The following is an 18,386-nucleotide window of genomic DNA, read 5'->3' on the forward strand; positions in this document are numbered from 1 at the left end:
ATGCACGTCTCAGACCGGGTCGGCGACGAAGTCGCCGCCCCGGCACGTCTTGAGGTAATTCAGGCCATGGACCTGGCCGGTCATTTCCAGTTCGTCGCGATAGACCGGATCATGCCAGCCTTCGATGTCGATCGAGCCGGACCAGCCACCCAGCCGAAGTTCGGAAATCACATCGGTCCAGTTGGTGTCGCCAAAGCCGGGTGTACGCATGAAGACGAACTTCTCCTTGCCGAAGATCCCGTGCTCGCGGATGACATCCCAGCGGATGGTCGCGTCCTTGCCGTGCACGTGGAAGATCTTGGCTGCCCATTTGCGGATCTGCGGCAGCGGATCGATCAGATAGACCATCTGATGGCATGGCTCCCATTCGAGCCCGATGTGATCGTCCGGCGTCTCGTTGAAGATCAACTCCCAGGCGTCCGGATTATGCGCGATGTTCCAGTCGCCGGTATGCCAGTTGCCGTCCATGGCGCAATTCTCGAATGCGATCCTCACGCCCTTATCGGCTGCACGCTTCGACAGTTCGGACCAGATTTTCCTGTACCGCGGCAGGCTGTCGGTCAAAGGCTTGCCGCGAAGGCGGCCGGTGAAACCGGCAACGCAAGTAGCGCCGAAGTGGTGGGCATTGTCGATGCAGTCTCGCCAACCCTGCAAGGTCTCTTCGTCGATCGCGGTCGTCTCCAACGGATTGCCGAACATGCCAAGCGTTGAGATGGTGATGTCGCGATCACCTATTGCGGCCACGCAACGCTTGCCAAGCTCGGCGAGGTCCTGGCCATTGGTCGTTTGCCAGAAGAAGGGCTCGAAGCTCTCGAAGCCCATGTCGGCGATCTGGCCGATGCGCCTGTCGGCGCCACCCTTCGTGGCGGAGATCATCGTGCCAATGCGGATGGATTTGCTGGGGTTGGTCAAAACAGGCTCCCTAGGCTGCTATGGTGACGCGTTTGCCGTCCCGCGCGCTGTCGATTGCGCCGAAGACCATGGCAAGGCTCTTGATGTTGTCGCTGCCGTCTGTTTCCGGCACCGTTCCCGCATCGATCGCGCGGATGAAACGCTCGAGCACGCTTGCATGTCCGTGCGTGTCGGCGAGGTCTTCGGCATCGGGCACCGCAATCGGCTCGATGGTGCGCAGGAAACCTTCCTGACCCGTGACGACATTTGCATCGAAGCGATCGCCGCCATCCCAAAGCAAAGTGCCCTTCGAGCCGGTGATGCGCCACGCGCTTTCCCAACTGGTGCTGGCTCCCTCCGCGCACCAGGAACCGCGGTAGGTAAACGCGACATTGTCGGAGAACTCGAAGATCGCATTGGCAGCGGCGCCATGGCGATACCAGGAGCCCTCGGGATTATATTCGTGGCAATAGACCGCGAGCGGATCCTTGCCCGACATGAAGCGCGCGGCATCGAAGGTGTGAATGGCCATGTCGAGCAATAGGACGTTGTCCATCTGCTCGCGAAATCCTCCGAAATGCGGACCAAGGAAGAAGTCGCAATGCAACGCCGTCAGTTCACCGAGAGCGCCGGATTGGATGAGGCGGCGTATGCGCCGAACGCCGCTGATGAAGCGACGGTTTTGAACGATCGCATGTGTCCGCGATGCCTCAGCGGCAAGCCGACGCAGTTCGCGCGCCTCTTCGAGCGTGGCAGCCATCGGTTTTTCGCTCAAGACGTGGCAACCGTTCGCAAGGCCGGCAGCCACCACTGCGCGGCGCGCGGCCGGAACGACGATATCGAACAGAAGATCGGCCCGGCTCTCGCGAAGAACCGCCGGCAGGTCCGTTCCGATTATGATGCCACGAAGGCTGAACTCGGCAGCAAGCGCCTCAGCGGTCGCCTGATCGAGATCGACGAGGCCGACAATCTCCACTTTCTCGCGAAGAACATCGCTCTCCGTCAGCGCCCTCAGCCAGCCCTTGGCCATAGCTCCGCACCCGCACAAAACGGCTCTGTATCGCACGTGATTTCCTCCAAGAAACGGAAGCAGCAACTCCTCAATTGGCTTCCGTAAACGTTTACGCCACTATGCGGCAAAGGGTTTTTATGTCAAGAGGTGTGAAAATGACCAGTCGCGGGTCTGGGGAGGAACGCGGAAAAATGAAGGGGATTCGCGAGCTTGCCGAACACCTCGATATTTCGATTGGCACGGTTTCCCGAGCGCTGAACGGTAAGCCCGACGTCAACGAAGAGACCAGAAAAAGGGTGCTCGAAGCAGCGGAATCGCTTGGCTACGTCGCCAACCAATCTGGCCGCGCGCTCCGAAAAGGGGCGACCGGCGTCATCGGCTTCATGATGCAGACCGGGTCCGAAATTACCGGCCAGGGCGACACCTTCTTCATGAGCGTCTTCGACGGCGTCCAGACCGTCTTTGCCCGTCACAAGCTCGATCTCGTTGCCCTGCTCTGCTCGTCCGAGGAGGACCCGAACGACTATTTGAAGCGTGTCGTTGCGCGTGGTTTTGCCGACGGCATCATCCTTTCGGCAACCCGGCGCAACGATGCCCGCTTCGAGTTATTGTCCAAGCGCAAGATCCCGTTCATCACACTGGGACGAAGCCTGACCGATGTCGGTCAACCCTGGCTCGATCTGGATTTCGAAGGCATGGCCGAGGCGTCCGTCGATCGGCTCGTCGCCCGCGGCCACAAGCACATCGCGATTACACGACCGCATGACGACATGAACCTGGGCTATGTGTTTGAAGATCAGTGCCGGGCGACCCTTGCCCGACATGGGCTGCATCTCGACGAGCGCCACATTTTCCGGTCAACCCCGAACGAGGCAGGCGGATACCAGATCGCCCGCGAATTGAGCGCACTCGAGACACGCCCGACCGCAATCGTGCTGATCAACGAAGCGATCACCGTCGGCCTTTATCGTGGGCTGGTGGAAGCTGGTATCAGACCTGGGCGAGACATGGCGATCATCGGCCGTCAAAGTCCGCATTCGCAATTCCTGTCGCCCCGATTGACGGCTTTCAGTCTGTCGCTGCGCGATCTTGGCATAGCACTTGCCGAATCCCTGCTTGGTACGATGCCTGCTTTTGCAGACATTTACCCGGCGAGATCTGCGCGGCTCCTCTGGCCCATGACGCTCGTCCCGGGCGAGAGCGATTGACCAAGCCTCGATTGCCGCATTGGCGGCGACAGTCGGACCGCGTTCGGCCTCTCCCCCGCAAAGGCGCCGAAATCGGGCGCCGACCCACAAAACAGTATCATTCATCCAGTTGGTGGATTGACCCGAGCCTGCACCTGTTCTGCGTACGACGGCGCACTCGCGAGTGTCCTCAACATGCCTATGATTTTGCCAGGAGAAGGGCCATTCAGCGGCTGACAGCTCCATCACGAGTCAGTTCGACAGACAGCCACTGACCGTCGAACGGTCGGTCGAAACATTCGCGCATCAACGGGGCGGCGTTATCGTTTCAAACGGAGCAGCCGCCGCCAAATCGCCCTCTACAAAGACCCTGCAGGATCATCCATTTGCATTCGACCATTTAAAGGCCTATCTTTTGGTCTAAGTGGAGACGACGGTTATGAAGCTTTCGCAGCAAGTGAAACCCATCAGCTACCTAAAGGCCCACGCGCCTGAAATCGTCCGGACGCTTGCCGAAAATCGCGAACCGGTGGTGCTCACGGTCCACGGCGAAGCGAAAGCCGTGCTGCAGGATGTTACGGTTTACGAGGAAACGCAGGAGACGATCGCCCTGCTGAAAGTGCTTGCGCTTACCAACAAGCAGGTCGAAGCGGGCAACCTGCGTCCGGCCGCCGAGACGTTCAAGCGGATCAGGCAACGCGTATCCAAATCCTGATGGCTTACAGAGTTCTATTCTCCGAAGACGCCGAACAGGATATCGAAGATCTCTATAGCTTCATTGCGGAACGCGATGGTGTCGAGACAGCCGTGCGAATACTCGGTGAGCTCGAAGCTGCGGCATCGAGCCTTGAAGATATGCCCGCTCGCGGGAATATCCCCAAAGAGCTCGCTCCTGTCGGTATCACCGAATATCGCGAACTACACCACAAGCCTTGGCGGATGATCTACCGCATCTTAGGTACAGATGTGGTCGTCTACTGCGTGTCCGATGGGCGACGTGACATGCAGACATTCTTGGAAAAGCGCCTATTCCGCACGAAACAATCGTGACCTTGCCCGTAAGGAGGCTCGGGCCGCCTCCTCTTCGGCGTTTTCTTCCATGCGCGTCACCTCAATTCCTGCGCGAACCTCGTCGTTCGGCCGCGCTCATCCGCCGTCACCTCAAATTCCCGGTCGCGCCAGCGACAAAGACGGCAACCAATTGCCGCGTTACTCCCGCCAATGTGAGGCCCAAGTTCCCGCGGCCGAAGGCGTGGCCCCCCCGATTTCAGCGATCTGGAACTGAATTTCCGCCGGCTTGAACAACAAGGCCTGCGAGGATCGGTGCGTTTGGGTGATATCGCACGGCATCTCCAACTTTACAAAAGTCGTCATTCAATTATCAAAAGTAAAATTCGATCATTGACATTTGTCGATCTCGATGTGATTTTTGTCGAAATAGACGACGCGTGGAGGAAACCATGCAGCCATTGCTGAAAGTTGAGGGATTGAAGAAGTCGTTCGGAGGCGTCGCCGCCCTGCGCGACGGCCGCCTGGAGCTTCAGGCCGGCTCCGTTCACGCGCTCTGCGGTGGCAACGGCGCCGGCAAGTCCACTTTCCTTTCGATCCTGATGGGTATCCAGCAGCGCGACGGCGGCACGATCTGGCGGCGTGGCAAGGAAGTGCGCTACGGCAATCCGGCCGAAGCGCTTGCCTCCGGCATCGCCATCATCGAGCAGGAACTGAGCCCCGTCCCGCACATGACGGTGGCCGAAAACATTTATCTCGGCCGTGAACCTTCAGGGCGCTTCGGCGGCATCGATTTCAAGAAGATGAACCGGGATGCCCAGCAATTGCTGGATCGGCTGGAATTCGGCATCCGCGCCACCCAGACGATGATGACCCTTTCGGTCGCGCAGATGCAGCTCGTCGAAATCGCCAAGGCTTTCAGCCACGAAGCCGAGGTCATTTTCATGGACGAACCGACATCAGCGATTGGCGAGAAGGAGGCGCAGCACCTGTTTGCCGCGGTTGCCCGCCTCAAGGCCGAGGGCAAGGGCGTCGTCTACGTCTCGCATCGGCTTTCGGAGATCTTCCAGATCGCCGACAGCTACACGGTCTTTCGCGACGGCGGCTATGTCGGCAGCGGCCTGCTTGCCAATATCGATCGCCCCGGCCTGATCAAGATGATCGTCGGGCGGGAACTCGGCGAGGAATACATCAAGACCAACGACCCGACCGACACGATCGGCCTCGAAGTCTCCGGCCTGACACTGCCGGGCAAGATCGAGGACATCTCGTTTTCGGTGCGCAAGGGCGAGATCTTCGGCATCTACGGGCTGATGGGTTCGGGCCGCACGGAGATCTTCAACTGCCTGTTCGGCCTCGACCGTCCGGCACGAGGCGACGTGAGGCTCGAGGGCGAGCAGATCAGCGTCAACAAGCCGGCCGACGCAATGGCGAGCGGCATCGCCCTCGTTACCGAAGACAGGAAAGTCAGCGGCCTTAATCTCGCCGACAGCGTTCGCGGCAACATCTGCTTGGCGAGCCTTCCCGAAATGAGCCCGCGCTTCGTCATAAAGGGGCGCGACGAGGCCGCAGCGAGCGCCGAGATGATCGCTCGCTTCGGCATCAAGGCCGCACGCGACACGATGCCGGTCTCGGGCCTATCGGGCGGTAACCAGCAGAAGGTGGTGCTCGGCAAATGGTTCCTGCGCCAACCGCGACTGCTCCTGCTCGACGAGCCGACCCGCGGCGTCGACGTCGGGGCCAAACGCGAAATCTACCGCATCATCTGTGACTTCACCGCAGCCGGCGGCACCGTCGTCATGATTTCCTCCGAGATCGACGAAGTGCTCGGCATGTCCGACCGCATTCTAGTAATGCGCCAGGGAAAATCCGCCGGCATCTACGACCGCCGGGCGACCGACGCCCAATCGCTCGTCCATCTGTCGACCTGAACCACCCGCGAGATCGACGCCAAAAGCGCTTGTCCGACATCAAAGGGGCCTGAGAACCGTGTCCAACATCGAAAACAACCCATCCAGAAGCTGGTTCAGCGCCGAAAAGCGCGGCACGCTGATCCAGGAATACGGCATCTTTCTCGCCTTCCTGCTGCTGGCAGTCATCCTCTCGTTCTCCAACGAGTACTTCCTGACGCCCGGCAACATCTCAAACGTGCTTTTGCAGACGTCGATCAACGGCGTGCTTGCGATCGGCATGACCTTCGTCATCCTGACACGCGGCATCGACCTGTCCGTCGGCTCCGTGGTCGCCCTTGCCGGAATGGTCAGCGCCAGCTTCGCGACCACCTCGGCCACTGCCGGCGTTGCCGGCGCGCCCTACCCCTTCTTCGTGGCACTGGCGATCGGCATTCTCGTCGGCGTCGCCTGCGGCATCATCGTCGGCTTCATCGTTTCGCGCTTCTCGGTCCCGGCCTTCGTCGCCACCCTCGGCATGTTGTCTGCCGCCCGCGGCATGACGCTGATCTATGGCGGCGGCAAGCCCGTGCCGGCTCTCACGCCTGAGTTCCGCTGGATCGGAACGGGCAACATCCTTGGCATTCCGATGCCGGTCATCCTGCTTGCGACCGTCTTTCTCGCCTCGTGGTGGATCCTGACCCGCACGCGCTTCGGCCGCTACATCTACGCCGTGGGCGGTAATCCGCATGCTGCCAAGACTTCGGGCATCAACGTCACCCGGATCCGCTTCCTCGTCTACGTCATCTCCGGCGGTCTTTCGGGCCTTGCAGGCATGATGCTCTCGGCCCGCACCGGCTCCGCCCTGCCGCAGGCCGGCATCGCCTATGAACTCGATGCTATCGCCGCGGTCGTCATCGGCGGCACCAGCCTTTCGGGTGGCGTCGGCCGCGTCACGGGAACGCTGATCGGGGCGCTGATCATCGGCGTGATGAACAACGGCCTCGATCTGATGGGCATCCAGTCCTACTACCAGCAAGTCCTCAAGGGCGCGCTGATCGTTGGCGCCGTGATGCTCGACCAGAAACGCAATCAGGGTCTCTGACCCTCAAGACAACGGCCGCCTGGCGGCGGCTGTCAACCAGTCCGTGCGCCATGAAGGCAGCGGAAACCACAATATGGAGGAGTAGCATGAAGAAACTCGTGATTGCCCTGGCTTCCGCCACGGCCCTCTTGGCGTCATCAGCAGTCGCGCAAGAAAAGATCAAGATCGGTGCCGCGCCCTACGGCCTCAACGCCGAGTTTATGCAGATCTGGTCGGCGGCCCTCGAGGATCACCCCGCCGTCAAGAGCGGTGAAGTCGAACTGACCGTATTTGATGGCCGCTACGATGCGCTGGTCCAGCAGGAACAGTTCAACACGATGATCACGCAGAAATTCAACGCGATCATCTTCGTGCCAATCGACATCGAGGCCGGCGCAACCGCCGTTCAAGCCGCACACGACGCCGGGATCCCGGTCGTCGGCTCCAATACGCGCGTCAACTCGGATCTCTTGACCGCCTATGTCGGATCGGACGACACGGTCTCGGGCTACATGGAAGCCAAGACCGTGCTCGACAAGATCGGGTGCAAGGGCAACGTCGTCATCATCGAAGGCCCGATCGGCCAGTCGGCGCAGATCTCCCGTCTCGAAGGCAACAAGAAGGCGCTCGCCGAGTGCCCCGACGTCAAGGTCCTGGAACAGCAGACCGCCAACTGGTCGCGTGCGGAAGCCCAGACGCTGATGGAAAACTGGCTCACTGCTCACAAGGGCCAGATCAACGGCGTCATCGGCCAGAACGACGAGATGGCGCTCGGCGCAATCGAGGCGATCAAATCGGCCGGCCTCAAGGTCGACGATTTCGCCATTGCCGGCATCGACGGCGTGACCGACGCTCTGACGGCCGTCAAGGAAGGCACGATGACCTCGATCCTGCAGGATGCCCGCGCCCAGGCGCAGGGCGCGCTCGACATCGCGATCTTCCAGGCGAGGAAGGGCGACTACAAGCCGCAGTCCGACATCTGGGCGCAGTATCCCGACATGCCGTTCAACGACGGCAAGGACAAGGAATACAACGTTCCGTGGACCCCGGTCACGACCGAGAACGTCGACAAGCTGCTCGAAGCCCGCAAGTAACGCCAATGCTGGCGGGGCGGCCTGCCCGCCCCGCTTTCCAACCGCCGAGGGACAACGACATGACCGAGACCACCCCCCAGATCGACCTCAACTTCCCGCTGACCGGCAAGGTTGCCCTCGTCACCGGCGGCGCCTCCGGCATCGGTGCGGCCATCGCCAGCGCCTTTGCCGCCAAGGGCGCCAAAGTGGCCGTGCTCGACATCAACGAGGAGGTTGCGCGCGCAAAAGCCGAGGCACTCGGCGGTGGCGCGAGGCCCTTCGCCTGCGACGTTTCGGACGCAGCCTCGGTCAATGCGGCCGTCTCCAGCGTGGTCGCCGCGTTCGGTGGCATCGACATTGCCGTCAACAGCGCCGGCGTCGTCTTCCTGGCCCCGGCCGAAGATCTGTCGCTCGACCATTGGGACAAGACCATCGCCATCAATCTGAAGGGCAGCTTCCTCGTCACCCAGGCGGTCGGGCGAGCGATGATCGCAGCCGGCAAGGGCGGCAAGATCGTCAATCTCGCCTCCCAGGCCGGCACCGTCGCGATCGAAGACCACGTTGCCTATTGCGCATCGAAGTTCGGCGTCATCGGCATGTCGAAGACCTTTGCGGCCGAATGGGGCAAGCACGGCATCACAGTCAACACGATCTCGCCGACCATCGTTCTGACCGAACTCGGCAAGAAGGCCTGGAACGGTGAGAAGGGGGAAGCAGCCAAGAAGCGTATCCCGGCCGGCCGCTTCGCCTATCCGGAAGAGATCGCGGCGGCCGCCGTGTTCCTGGCGTCGGCGGGAGCCGACATGATCAACGGCGCCGATCTCCTGATCGACGGCGGCTACACCATTCTTTGACGAAGCACGACCCCATTACAGGAGACACCATGCAAAGGTTCATCAACAATCCCGACGAGGTGGTCGAGGACACCGTCAAGGGCTTCGTCAAGGCTCACTCCGACATCGTTCGCCTGGCTGACAACCCGCGCGTGGTCGTCGCCAAGGGTGCGCCGGTTGCCGGCAAGGTCGGCGTCGTCACCGGCGGCGGCTCCGGCCACGAGCCGGCCTTCATCGGCTACACCGGCCGCAACATGCTGGATGCCGTTGCCGTCGGGGAGCTGTTCTCCTCACCGACCGCCAAGAGCTTCCACGATGCGATCCGCGAAGCCAACGGCGGCAAGGGGGTCGTCTGCCTCTACGGCAACTATGCCGGCGACAACATGAACGTGAAGATGGCCACCAAACTTGCGGCCAAGGATGGCATCGAGGTGCTGACGGTCGTTGCCAATGACGACGTCTGCTCGGCACCGCCGGAGGAGCGCGAGAAGCGCCGTGGCGTCGCCGGCGAGATCTTCATGTGGAAGATCGGCGGCGCCAAGGCGGCCAAAGGCGCAAGCCTCGAAGAGGTACGCGCGACCGCGCAGAAGGCGATCGACAATTGCCGCTCGATCGGCGTCGGTCTTGGTCCCTGCACGCTTCCCGCCGTCGGCCATCCGAACTTCCAGATCGAGCCCGGCACGATGGAAGTCGGCATCGGCCACCACGGCGAACCGGGCGTACGGGTCGAAGCGCTGAAGACCGCCGACAAAGTCGCCAAGGACATGTGCCAGATCGTGCTCGACGACCACAACCTGGCGTCCGGAACCGAGGTTGCGGTCCTGGTCTCGGGCCTCGGCGCCACGCCGCTCAACGAGCTCTACATCCTGAACGACACGATCGAGAAGGAAATCACCGCCCGCGGCCTTAGCATCTACCGGACCTATATCGGCAACTACTTCACATCGCTGGAGATGGTCGGCGCGACGCTGACCGTGCTGGCACTCGACGACGAACTCAAGGCGCTCCTCGACGTCGAGGTCCGCTGCACCACCATCCTGTGCCGAAGGAAGCGCATCATGCAGACGTGTAGCAACGCCAATGCCGGCGCGATCGTACTGTCGCTCGCAGAACGCATCATCGAGAACCGCGCCTATCTGAGCGAGATCGACGGCAAGATCGGCGATGGCGACCACGGCGTCAACATGGCCAAGGGCTTCGGCATGGCAGCCGATCGGCTGAAGGACAGGGAAGCCACCCTGTCGGAGGCGCTGGACACGCTCGGCACCGTGCTGATGACCGAGATCGGCGGCTCGATGGGCCCGCTCTACGGGGTGATGTTCACGGAGTTTGCCGAAAAGCTCGACGGCGTGCCGGCCATCGACACGGCAGCCTACAGCCGTATGCTGCACGCGGGGCTTGAGGGCATTCAGTCGATCGGCTCCGCCAAGGTCGGCGACAAGACGCTGATCGACACGCTCGTTCCGGCCATTGAGGCCTTCGACGGGTCTGTCTCGTCCGGCAAGAGCTTCTCCGAAGCTCTCGACGCCCTGATTGCCGCCGCCGAAGCCGGCCGCGACTCGACGCGCGACCTCGTTGCCAAGATCGGCCGTGCCAGCCGGCTCGGCGAGCGCTCGCTCGGCGTGCTCGACGCAGGCGCGACGTCCTGCGCAATCATCCTCAAGGAACTTTCGCTTGGCGCCCAGGCGCGCCTCGCCTGACACCTGCGCGCCGCGGCGACAAGCTTGCCGCGGCCGATGACCTTCTCCCAGGGCCTGCGCGATCCCGGTGAAATAGGCTGGGGTCGCGCCCCGCCCCATGCGGTTATGAGGTTGCAAAAGCACGACGTTGCTTCCATCCTCCCGAGCCAAAACAGGGGAAGAAAAAGACCAGATGACGACCAAGACACCCTCTCCACGCAAGGGCGGCGCCAATCGCGGCGGTGCGAGCGATACGTCGGACGCAATCCCGCTGCGCTACGGCGATGACCCCTATGTGTGGGCTTGCTGGCTCTACTACGAAGACGGCATGACCCAGGGCGAGATCGCCGACGCCATGGGCGTCTCACGCGCGACGGTCAACAGCTATCTGGCGGACGCGCGCGAAAAAGGTATCGTCCACATCTCCCTGGAGCCGGCGCGGCTGGCCTCCTTGACGATCGCGCAGGAATTGAAGCGGCATTTCGGCCTGACCGACTGCCTTGTGGTCCCAAGCGACGACAACGCGCGACCGCTCATCGACCGGCTTGGCGTAGCCGCCGCACAGGCGCTACCGAAGCTCCTGAAGTCCGGGGACACGCTCGCGGTCGCCTGGGGGCGCACCGTGCTTTCCGTCGGCGAACATGCCGATATTGCGGCGCTCCAGGACATGACCGTCGTCCAGGCGACTGGCGGCACCACCGCAACCTTTGCCTACACGCCCGAGCTCTGTGCGGCCGCAATCGCTCAGTCTGTCTCGGCGCGATGCGTCAACATCACCGCCCCGGCCATCGTCAAATCGCCGGCAATGCGCACCATGTTGCTGGACGAACCGCTGCTGCAGGAACAGTTCCAAACGCTCGGGCGCGCCAATCGAATGCTGTTTGGCATTTCCTCGCTGCGACCAAACTCGACGATCCACACCAGCGGCTTCTTCGAATCCGTCTCGCTGCAGCACTACCTGGCAGCCGGGGCCGTCGGCGTCGTCGCGGGACGCTTTATCGACGAGCGAGGCCGACCGGTCGCAGGCCCGCTCGACGACCGCACGGTCGGCATCTCGCTCGACATGCTGCGCAAGATCGACACGCGCATTCTCGTTGCAGGCGGCTTCGACAAGGTTCCGGCCCTGCTTGCAGCACTGCGCGGCGGCTACGCCAACGTGCTGATCACCGATGCGGCAACGGGACACGGCATCCTTCGGGCAGACGGCGTTACAAGTCTCGATGCGAGGCTATCCCAGAAGCCAAAAGTCGCGCCGGCGCCAAGCTCCTACCGAACCCACGTCAAGAAGTTCCTGAACAACCCGAACCAGGTGGTCGAGGAGATGCTCGACGGCGCCGTTCGCGCGCATAGCGACTATCTGCAGCCGATCAACGGCTCCAATCGTGCGCTGGTCGCCCGCAACGGCCCAAGGTCTGGGAAAGTCGGACTGGTGATTGGCGGCGGCACGGGCCACGAGCCATGCTTTCTCGGCTATGTCGGCAAGGGGCTCGCCGATGCCGTGGCCGTCGGGAATATCTTCTCCTCGCCGCCACCCGACCCGATCGTGCAATGCGCAGCGGCTGCCTCGGGCGGCGAGGGCGTGCTCTTCGTCTACGGCAACTATGCGGGTGACGTGATGAACTTCGAGATGGCGGCGGAGATCGCCGAGGAGAAAGGCATCAAAGTCCGCACGGTGCTCACCACCGATGACATCGCATCGTCGCCGGTCGAAGACCGCGAGGGACGCCGTGGCGTTGCCGGAAACTTCTTCATCTTCAAGATCGCCGGTGCTGCCTGTGATCGCGGCCTCCCGCTTGCAGCCTGCGAGGCAGTCACGCGAAAGGCAAACCTGCGCACCTACACCGTCGGCGTGGCGCTCGAACCCTGCGCGATGCCGCAGACCCGAAGGCACAATTTCGAGATCGGGCCCGATGACATGGAGATCGGGATGGGCATCCATGGCGAGCCGGGGGTCACGCGCGAGCGGATCAAATCCGCAGACGAAATCACCGACAGCATCATGGACAACATCTTCAAGGAGATGAAGGCCGCCCCCGGCGACCGCGTTGCCGTGCTCGTCAACTCCTTCGGCGGCACACCGATGATGGAACTCTACATCCTTTTCCGGAGAGTCGCCCAAAGGCTGGAAGCCAAGAATATTCGGATTGAAGCGAACTGGATTGGGCACTATTGCACCTCACTCGACATGGTTGGAGCTTCCATCTCCATTCTGCATCTCGACCAGGAACTGACCGAACTGTTGCGCCATCCTTGCGAAACGGCTTTCCTGCGTATCAATTGATATTCCGTCACGGGGTCCGGGCCACGAACGCCATACCCCGCGACGTTCTGGGAGGATAATGATGTCGGAAAACGCGGTGCGCCGCCTCATCGCTATGTTCGAGGCGATTTCTGCCGCCGTTGAGGCCGAGAAGGATCATCTTTCCGAACTGGACGGGGCGATTGGTGACGCCGACCACGGCACAACGATGTCGTTGGGTTTTCTTGCGGTGAAAGCCGAACTCGCAAAGATCGACGTCGACAGGGTGCAGCCCTCCGATGTGATGGCGACGGCGGCCGGCGCCTTCCTCAACGCCGTTGGCGCATCGACGGGTCCGCTTTACGCGACCGCCTTTCGTCGCGCCGCACAGGCGCTTGCGGGCGCCAGTGAACTGAACCTTGCCACCGCAGCGGCCATGATCGACGCCATTGGCTCGGGCATCTGCGAGCGTGGCAAGGGCCAGCGCGGCGACAAGACCATGCTGGATGCCTGGTTGCCAGCGGCCGACGCCGCCGCCGCAGCACTCGCAGACAAGAAGACCAGCGCTGAGTTCTGGAGCGATGTCGTTGCCGCCGCCGACGCCGGGGCCAACGCGACCCGATCGATGGTGGCGGCCAAGGGTCGGGCAGCCCGTGTGCGCGAACGCTCCCTTGGCCACGTCGACCCAGGCGCTGCTTCGGCCGTTCTTGTTATCCGTGCCATGGCGGCAACCATCGACAGTTGAGCGACAACAGAGCGAACGCTATGGGATCCACAACCCATACAGAGGCTGGGGAGTCTAGTGAAGGCGGGCCGCAGTAAACGCCGCGGCCCATCGAGCGCGAAACGAGTGCCTCGATCAGTCGAGGATGCGGTCACGTTTTCGCAGATCTGGGAACATGATTGCCCAAAGCGCCGAGACAAGGAGCGTCCCAGCCCCCCAATGACGATGGCCGGTACGAGACCGAGCAGCGCTGCCGTCACGAGCGTGGCGCCGATCGCCAGGGAAAGGCTAAGAGACCAGCGTTCACGCGCTTCCGCCCGCATGTAGCCGATTATCATGAACGGTATAGCCGGAATGAGACCGATCGCGGCCGTCCCTGCCAGGAAGAAGACATACCAGCCGGAGAACTGCGCTGCCCGCTGGACCGCCATCCCTTTTTTGTCCGGCAAGAGCTGGCATTCGTATCGATCTTCCCCCCATCATAGGAAGTTGATCACTATTTTCTTGAACAGGTGTCAAGGACTGGCGTCAGAGCCTTAATGTGAGCGTCGATCCTCTCTAGCACAGCTGACGGAACAACGTCACGTTCCGGCAATGTCCACCAGCGCTCGTTGACGAGCTCGACCGTTTCGGTGACGGCCCGAAGGGTTGCAGGCTCGGGAAGGCGAGCCCGGTTTGCGAAGGATTTCCATCGCGGGGCCGAGAGAGCCTTAAACGCTCGTTCGCCGCCCAACGAAAGTGCCATCGCATCAGCGGGAATATAAGGGATGGTCGAAAGCACATCATAGATAGGAGCCAACGCTGGAGTGTTTCCGTCTTCGGGATAAATGATCGACCAGTTCTTCAGATGCATATCTCCGTTGCCCGTGAGCACAGCCACTGTCAGCCGACGGACAAACTCCAGGGCGGCGGCTTGTGAGACAGCGACGTTGAGTGCACTCGCTATATCGTGGTAGGCCGCACCGTCGTACTTGCGCGATGGGTAGGCACCGAAGACCTGTGCGAAGTCCTCAATATGAATACGCGCGCCGCCCTCTGCCCGGTCGAAGCGCCTGACCAGCAACACCTTGCCGTCGGTCATTGTAGCAAATTCTTCCGGAATCCCCGCAAAATCCGACTTTTCGACGAGTTCCCGGGCCGGAACATCCATCCCTATGGCCTGCGCAAGAGCTAGGTTGGCGAACTCATTCTCGGAAACCCCCGGGAATGCCGTAGACGGGAACTTGGCGATGTACTGCCCTTCGCCGTCACGGATGGGAAGCGTTAGCCCGCCTCCTTTTCCCGTGTTCTTCATAACCGAGAGCTTCATCTGAACGCCGGCCAACGAAAAGCGAACCTTTGGCTGCGCAGCCACCTCAGCGAGCGGTATGACTGATGTCCCCTTCTCTGGAACAACACGAACCGCACCTGGCAGGTCGGCCCCAAGCGCGGCGAGAAGATCGAAATCATTTCCCGGCCGAACATTGCCGGCATGATGTCTTTCCATTGCCTCGCGCAACTTGTCCTCGGGAAGGAGGTTAGCAAAAAATGGCGGTAGGGCGCCGGCAATTGGCCGTGGATCCTTCCGCACCCCGCCATCAGCTGCGCGAAACGAGAGGCTCAGGATTGGCAGCCCGCCGCCCGCGCGGTAACTCTCCTGAAAACTGAACGCATTGAAATCGCCAGGTGTACGAACGATCGTGCCAATTTTTTCGGATTGGAGCAGAACGTTCAGCGCCTGTATATTCTTGGGCGGGCTGTAGCTGGCTGCCATCATCGCTCCCCATCGGGTTCCGGTGCAAAAGCCGGCAGGTCATCGTCCTCCACAGGCCGCGAAAGCGCCCTGATCGCGGGTACGATTGCTTGAGGAACGAGCATCAGTTCGAGACCGAGTGCGCGGGCGATATTGATGAGCGTTGTGGCGCGCGCCGCCGCGGTCCCTTTCTCGATATCTCGGTACCGGGGCCTCGATATCCCGGCGAGGTCTGCCACCTGTTCCTGGGTCAGATGGGCAGCTATTCGAGCGTCACGCAAGCGATTGCCGATTTCCTGCAACATTTCACTGTATTCGCTCATTTTGAAACCTTAACGGCTCATACATAGTTCCATTGATCTGCAAACATATCATCCTGGTGATGCATGGCAAGCGATCTATGGAATGTTAACGTATCAATAACGCGGGATTTGATACGTTAACGATCCAACGCCGCCAGGAACTGACCATGTCTCGGGGCTAGTCCTCACGGGACAAAAACGTCGAGTTGCGGGGGGACTGCCTTCGGCCACCTATTGCGACGACCTGGCACATTACCATCCATTAGTCCCTCGAAGATGGGGGCTGACGCCTACGCTTCGACCTTACCGCCATGCCGCCCGAGGGCGTCATTCGATGCCGTGCGGCATGGATACGGACTCCGCTCCTGAACGGAAGCGGGCTACAACTCTTGTCATAAAAGAGGCGGCCGAAGAGCTCTTAGCTAGTGCTTCTTGATTAATTGCAGCCCCTAGCAAAACGCTCTATTTTTGCCGGCTGGAAGCCTCGACGAGACGGAACGTCCTCGACTTGCCAGCGCTGCCCGACCGCCTCGGTTTTAGCGCCAATCCCGGATGCCGTTCAACGACAGATCGATGAGGAGACGAGCGATGGGCGCAACGACACCGGACAACATCATGCAGCTCGGCATGGGGTTCTGGGCCTCCAAGGCCATGCTCAGCGCGGTCGAGCTCGGTGTCTTTACCGCGCTTGCAGCCGGCCCGGCCGACCTGTCCGACCTGCAGGCCAGGTTGAAACTGCATCCCCGCGCGGCCCGCGACTTCCTCGATACCCTGGTGGCCCTGAAGCTGCTCGAACGCGAGGACGGCCGCTATCGCAATGCCGCTGATACGGACCTCTTCCTCGACAAGGCAAAGCCGTCCTATATTGGCGGCATCCTCGAAATGGCCAATGCCCGGCTCTACGGTTTCTGGGGCTCGCTGACGGAAGCCCTGCGCACCGGAGAGCCGCAGAACGAAGCAAAGCATAGCGATGACTTCTTCGCCGCGATTTATGCGGAGCCCGCACGGCTGCGCGGGTTCCTCGAGGCCATGAGCGGGATCAGCGCCGGTGCGGCGCAGGCGATCGCCGCCAAGTTCGACTGGTCGAAGTACACGACATTCGCCGATGTGGGCGCGGCGCAAGGGATGGTGCCGGTGGTGGTCGCGCGCGCCCATCCGCATCTTAAGGCCATCGGCTTCGATCTGCCCTCCGTGCAGCCGATCTTCGAGGAGTTCGTCGCCCGGCAGGGCCTCGCTGACCGCATCCGCTTTCAAAGCGGCAACTTCTTCGACGGCCCGCTGCCGAATGCAGATGTGATCGTGATGGGGCACATCCTGCACGACTGGGACCTTGCCGAGAAGCGGAAGCTTGTGGAAAAGGCGTTCGCCGCGCTGCCGAACGGCGGGGCCCTGATCGTCTACGATGCCGTCATCGACGACGAGCGACGCTTGAACGCATTCGGCCTGCTGATGAGCCTGAACATGCTGATCGAGACCCGCGGCGGGTTCGACTACACCGGAGCCGACTGCCAGGCTTGGATGCGAGACGCCGGTTTCGTGTCCACACGCGTCGAGCCGTTGCTGGGACCGGACTCGATGGTGATCGGCTTCAAGCCCGACTGAACGGAAAACACGACCCCGGCGGGTGTTCCGCAACATCGACTAAGGTGGCAATGTCGATCGAAAAGGCGTCCCATCCGCGTCTATGCCATGAACCTGAAAAACCTCCTTCGCGATGTCAGAGGGGCAATCGTCCAAAATCCCCGCGAACGGTTCTCCGGCAGCGACCGCATCCTCTTCTCTGCCAAATCTCCCTTCGCCCCTGAGAAGGGCCCGGGCTACATCCGCGATACGCTGAAGCTCCTGAACAGCCTCGATCTTCCGAAAGAAGATATGGAGAAGATCTGCCTCAGGAACGCAGAAAACTCGCTCTGACCTCGAAGGAATGAGGAAAACAATCCCGGCAAAGTTCAGAGGATTTTGCCGGGATTGCGGAAACTTTTAACCGAAGAGAGGGCGGCCGGTCATCTGAGCTGATGCATCGACCCCCATGAGCGCAAGAAGGGTCGGGGCGACATCTGCCAGAATGCCGTCATGCAGCGCGTCAATCTCAGGCCGGCCGAAAAGGATGACCGGAACAGGATTGATCGTATGCGCCGTATGGGGCGCACCGTTCTCGGGATCGATCATCGTCTCGCAATTGCCGTGATCGGCGATGACGAGGAGGGAACCCTGCCTGCTTCGGACACTTTCGCAGATCTTGCCGAGCGCGGTATCCACCGTTTCGACGGCAACAATGGCCGCTTCCAGGCTTCCGGTGTGACCGACCATGTCGGGATTGGCGTAGTTGACGACGACAAGATCGTACTCGCCGCCGTCGATGGCGGTGATCACCTTCTCGGTCAGTTCCGGCGCGGACATGAAGGGCTGCAGGTCATAGGTCGCCACCTTCGGCGAGGGAACCATGGTGCGCACTTCACCCGCATGTGGCGCTTCGAGCCCGCCATTGAGGAAATAGGTGACATGCGGGTATTTCTCGGTTTCCGCGAGGTGGATCTGCGTTTTTCCGGCCTTCGAGACTGTTTCGCTCAATCCGTCGGCAAGCGATTGCGGCGAAAAGAGCGTCCTCATGGCGGCGTCGAGCGTGGTGCCGTAGGAAACCATGCCGACCCCAAGAGCGATGTCCGCCTTGCGCGACCGCATCGGCCGAGCCCGAAAGGACTGCAGCCGCGGCCTGCGCCGCCGGCGTGTTGA

17 protein-coding genes are annotated in these 18,386 nt (G+C 61.5%); 12 read left to right on the forward strand and 5 right to left on the reverse strand.

The window, feature by feature from the left end; all coding sequences use genetic code 11:
• Window positions 1-9 precede the first annotated feature (9 nt).
• Both I8N66_RS15270 and I8N66_RS15275 read right to left on the reverse strand, forming a co-directional pair.
• Window positions 10-912, reverse strand: coding sequence for a sugar phosphate isomerase/epimerase (locus I8N66_RS15270; RefSeq protein ID WP_291154866.1), 903 nt, complete (start codon window positions 910-912; stop codon window positions 10-12).
• A gap of 10 nt (window positions 913-922) precedes the next feature.
• Window positions 923-1,957 (reverse strand): Gfo/Idh/MocA family oxidoreductase, encoded by a 1,035-nt coding sequence (locus tag I8N66_RS15275; RefSeq protein WP_291154867.1) that lies wholly within the window; start codon window positions 1,955-1,957, stop codon window positions 923-925.
• Window positions 1,958-2,094: 137 nt separating this feature from the next.
• On the opposite strand from I8N66_RS15275, the gene I8N66_RS15280 reads away from it, so the two are divergent.
• The 10 genes from I8N66_RS15280 (at window position 2,095) to dhaL (I8N66_RS15325) (ending at window position 13,640) form a co-directional block, all read left to right on the forward strand.
• A complete protein-coding gene (locus I8N66_RS15280) occupies window positions 2,095-3,111 on the forward strand; it encodes a LacI family DNA-binding transcriptional regulator (protein WP_291154868.1) in 1,017 nt (338 codons plus the stop codon).
• Between the two features lie 418 nt (window positions 3,112-3,529).
• Window positions 3,530-3,805 carry a type II toxin-antitoxin system Phd/YefM family antitoxin gene (locus tag I8N66_RS15285; RefSeq protein ID WP_113540294.1) on the forward strand — a complete coding sequence of 92 codons (276 nt, stop codon included), beginning with the start codon at window positions 3,530-3,532 and terminating at the stop codon, window positions 3,803-3,805.
• Complete coding sequence (locus I8N66_RS15290) at window positions 3,805-4,140, forward strand: type II toxin-antitoxin system RelE/ParE family toxin (protein WP_291154869.1); 336 nt, start codon at window positions 3,805-3,807, stop codon at window positions 4,138-4,140. Before I8N66_RS15285 ends, I8N66_RS15290 begins: the two co-directional genes overlap by 1 nt.
• Window positions 4,141-4,550: 410 nt before the next feature.
• Window positions 4,551-6,029 (forward strand): sugar ABC transporter ATP-binding protein, encoded by a 1,479-nt coding sequence (locus I8N66_RS15295; RefSeq protein ID WP_291154870.1) that lies wholly within the window; start codon window positions 4,551-4,553, stop codon window positions 6,027-6,029.
• Window positions 6,030-6,087: 58 nt separating this feature from the next.
• Window positions 6,088-7,092, forward strand: a complete 1,005-nt coding sequence (locus I8N66_RS15300) for an ABC transporter permease (protein WP_291154871.1) — start codon at window positions 6,088-6,090, stop codon at window positions 7,090-7,092.
• 86 nt (window positions 7,093-7,178) lie between these two features.
• Window positions 7,179-8,165 carry a substrate-binding domain-containing protein gene (locus I8N66_RS15305; protein WP_291154873.1) on the forward strand — a complete coding sequence of 329 codons (987 nt, stop codon included), beginning with the start codon at window positions 7,179-7,181 and terminating at the stop codon, window positions 8,163-8,165.
• 59 nt (window positions 8,166-8,224) lie between these two features.
• On the forward strand, window positions 8,225-8,998 hold the full coding sequence (locus tag I8N66_RS15310; RefSeq protein WP_291154875.1) for an SDR family oxidoreductase: 774 nt from the start codon (window positions 8,225-8,227) through the stop codon (window positions 8,996-8,998).
• A gap of 29 nt (window positions 8,999-9,027) precedes the next feature.
• Window positions 9,028-10,677, forward strand: a complete 1,650-nt coding sequence (gene dhaL, locus I8N66_RS15315) for a dihydroxyacetone kinase subunit DhaL (protein ID WP_291154876.1) — start codon at window positions 9,028-9,030, stop codon at window positions 10,675-10,677.
• A 172-nt stretch (window positions 10,678-10,849) separates the two neighbouring features.
• The gene (locus tag I8N66_RS15320; RefSeq protein WP_291154878.1) at window positions 10,850-12,937 is read left to right on the forward strand and encodes a bifunctional sugar-binding transcriptional regulator/dihydroxyacetone kinase subunit DhaK; all 2,088 of its coding nucleotides are present in this window, start codon (window positions 10,850-10,852) and stop codon (window positions 12,935-12,937) included.
• A 61-nt stretch (window positions 12,938-12,998) separates the two neighbouring features.
• Window positions 12,999-13,640, forward strand: coding sequence for a dihydroxyacetone kinase subunit DhaL (gene dhaL / locus I8N66_RS15325; RefSeq protein WP_291154880.1), 642 nt, complete (start codon window positions 12,999-13,001; stop codon window positions 13,638-13,640).
• Between the two features lie 475 nt (window positions 13,641-14,115).
• On the opposite strand, the gene I8N66_RS15330 is transcribed toward dhaL (I8N66_RS15325), so the two are convergent.
• Together I8N66_RS15330 and I8N66_RS15335 are read right to left on the reverse strand one after the other, a co-directional pair.
• Complete coding sequence (locus I8N66_RS15330) at window positions 14,116-15,375, reverse strand: HipA domain-containing protein (protein ID WP_291154881.1); 1,260 nt, start codon at window positions 15,373-15,375, stop codon at window positions 14,116-14,118.
• Window positions 15,372-15,674 (reverse strand): helix-turn-helix transcriptional regulator, encoded by a 303-nt coding sequence (locus I8N66_RS15335; RefSeq protein ID WP_291154882.1) that lies wholly within the window; start codon window positions 15,672-15,674, stop codon window positions 15,372-15,374. Before I8N66_RS15335 ends, I8N66_RS15330 begins: the two co-directional genes overlap by 4 nt.
• A gap of 567 nt (window positions 15,675-16,241) precedes the next feature.
• Between I8N66_RS15335 and I8N66_RS15340 the strand changes: the two genes are divergently transcribed.
• Together I8N66_RS15340 and I8N66_RS15345 are read left to right on the forward strand one after the other, a co-directional pair.
• On the forward strand, window positions 16,242-17,255 hold the full coding sequence (locus I8N66_RS15340; RefSeq protein WP_291154883.1) for a methyltransferase: 1,014 nt from the start codon (window positions 16,242-16,244) through the stop codon (window positions 17,253-17,255).
• An 87-nt stretch (window positions 17,256-17,342) separates the two neighbouring features.
• Window positions 17,343-17,567: a hypothetical protein gene (locus I8N66_RS15345; RefSeq protein WP_291154884.1), complete on the forward strand. Its 225-nt coding sequence runs from the start codon at window positions 17,343-17,345 to the stop codon at window positions 17,565-17,567.
• Between the two features lie 66 nt (window positions 17,568-17,633).
• Here the strand turns inward: I8N66_RS15345 and I8N66_RS15350 are convergent.
• Window positions 17,634-18,386: alkaline phosphatase family protein (locus I8N66_RS15350; protein ID WP_291154885.1), on the reverse strand; the 753-nt coding region annotated here is incomplete at its 5' end.

It is taken from the genome of Ensifer sp. SSB1, assembly GCF_016652895.1.
In the GTDB taxonomy this organism is placed as follows: domain Bacteria; phylum Pseudomonadota; class Alphaproteobacteria; order Rhizobiales; family Rhizobiaceae; genus Ensifer.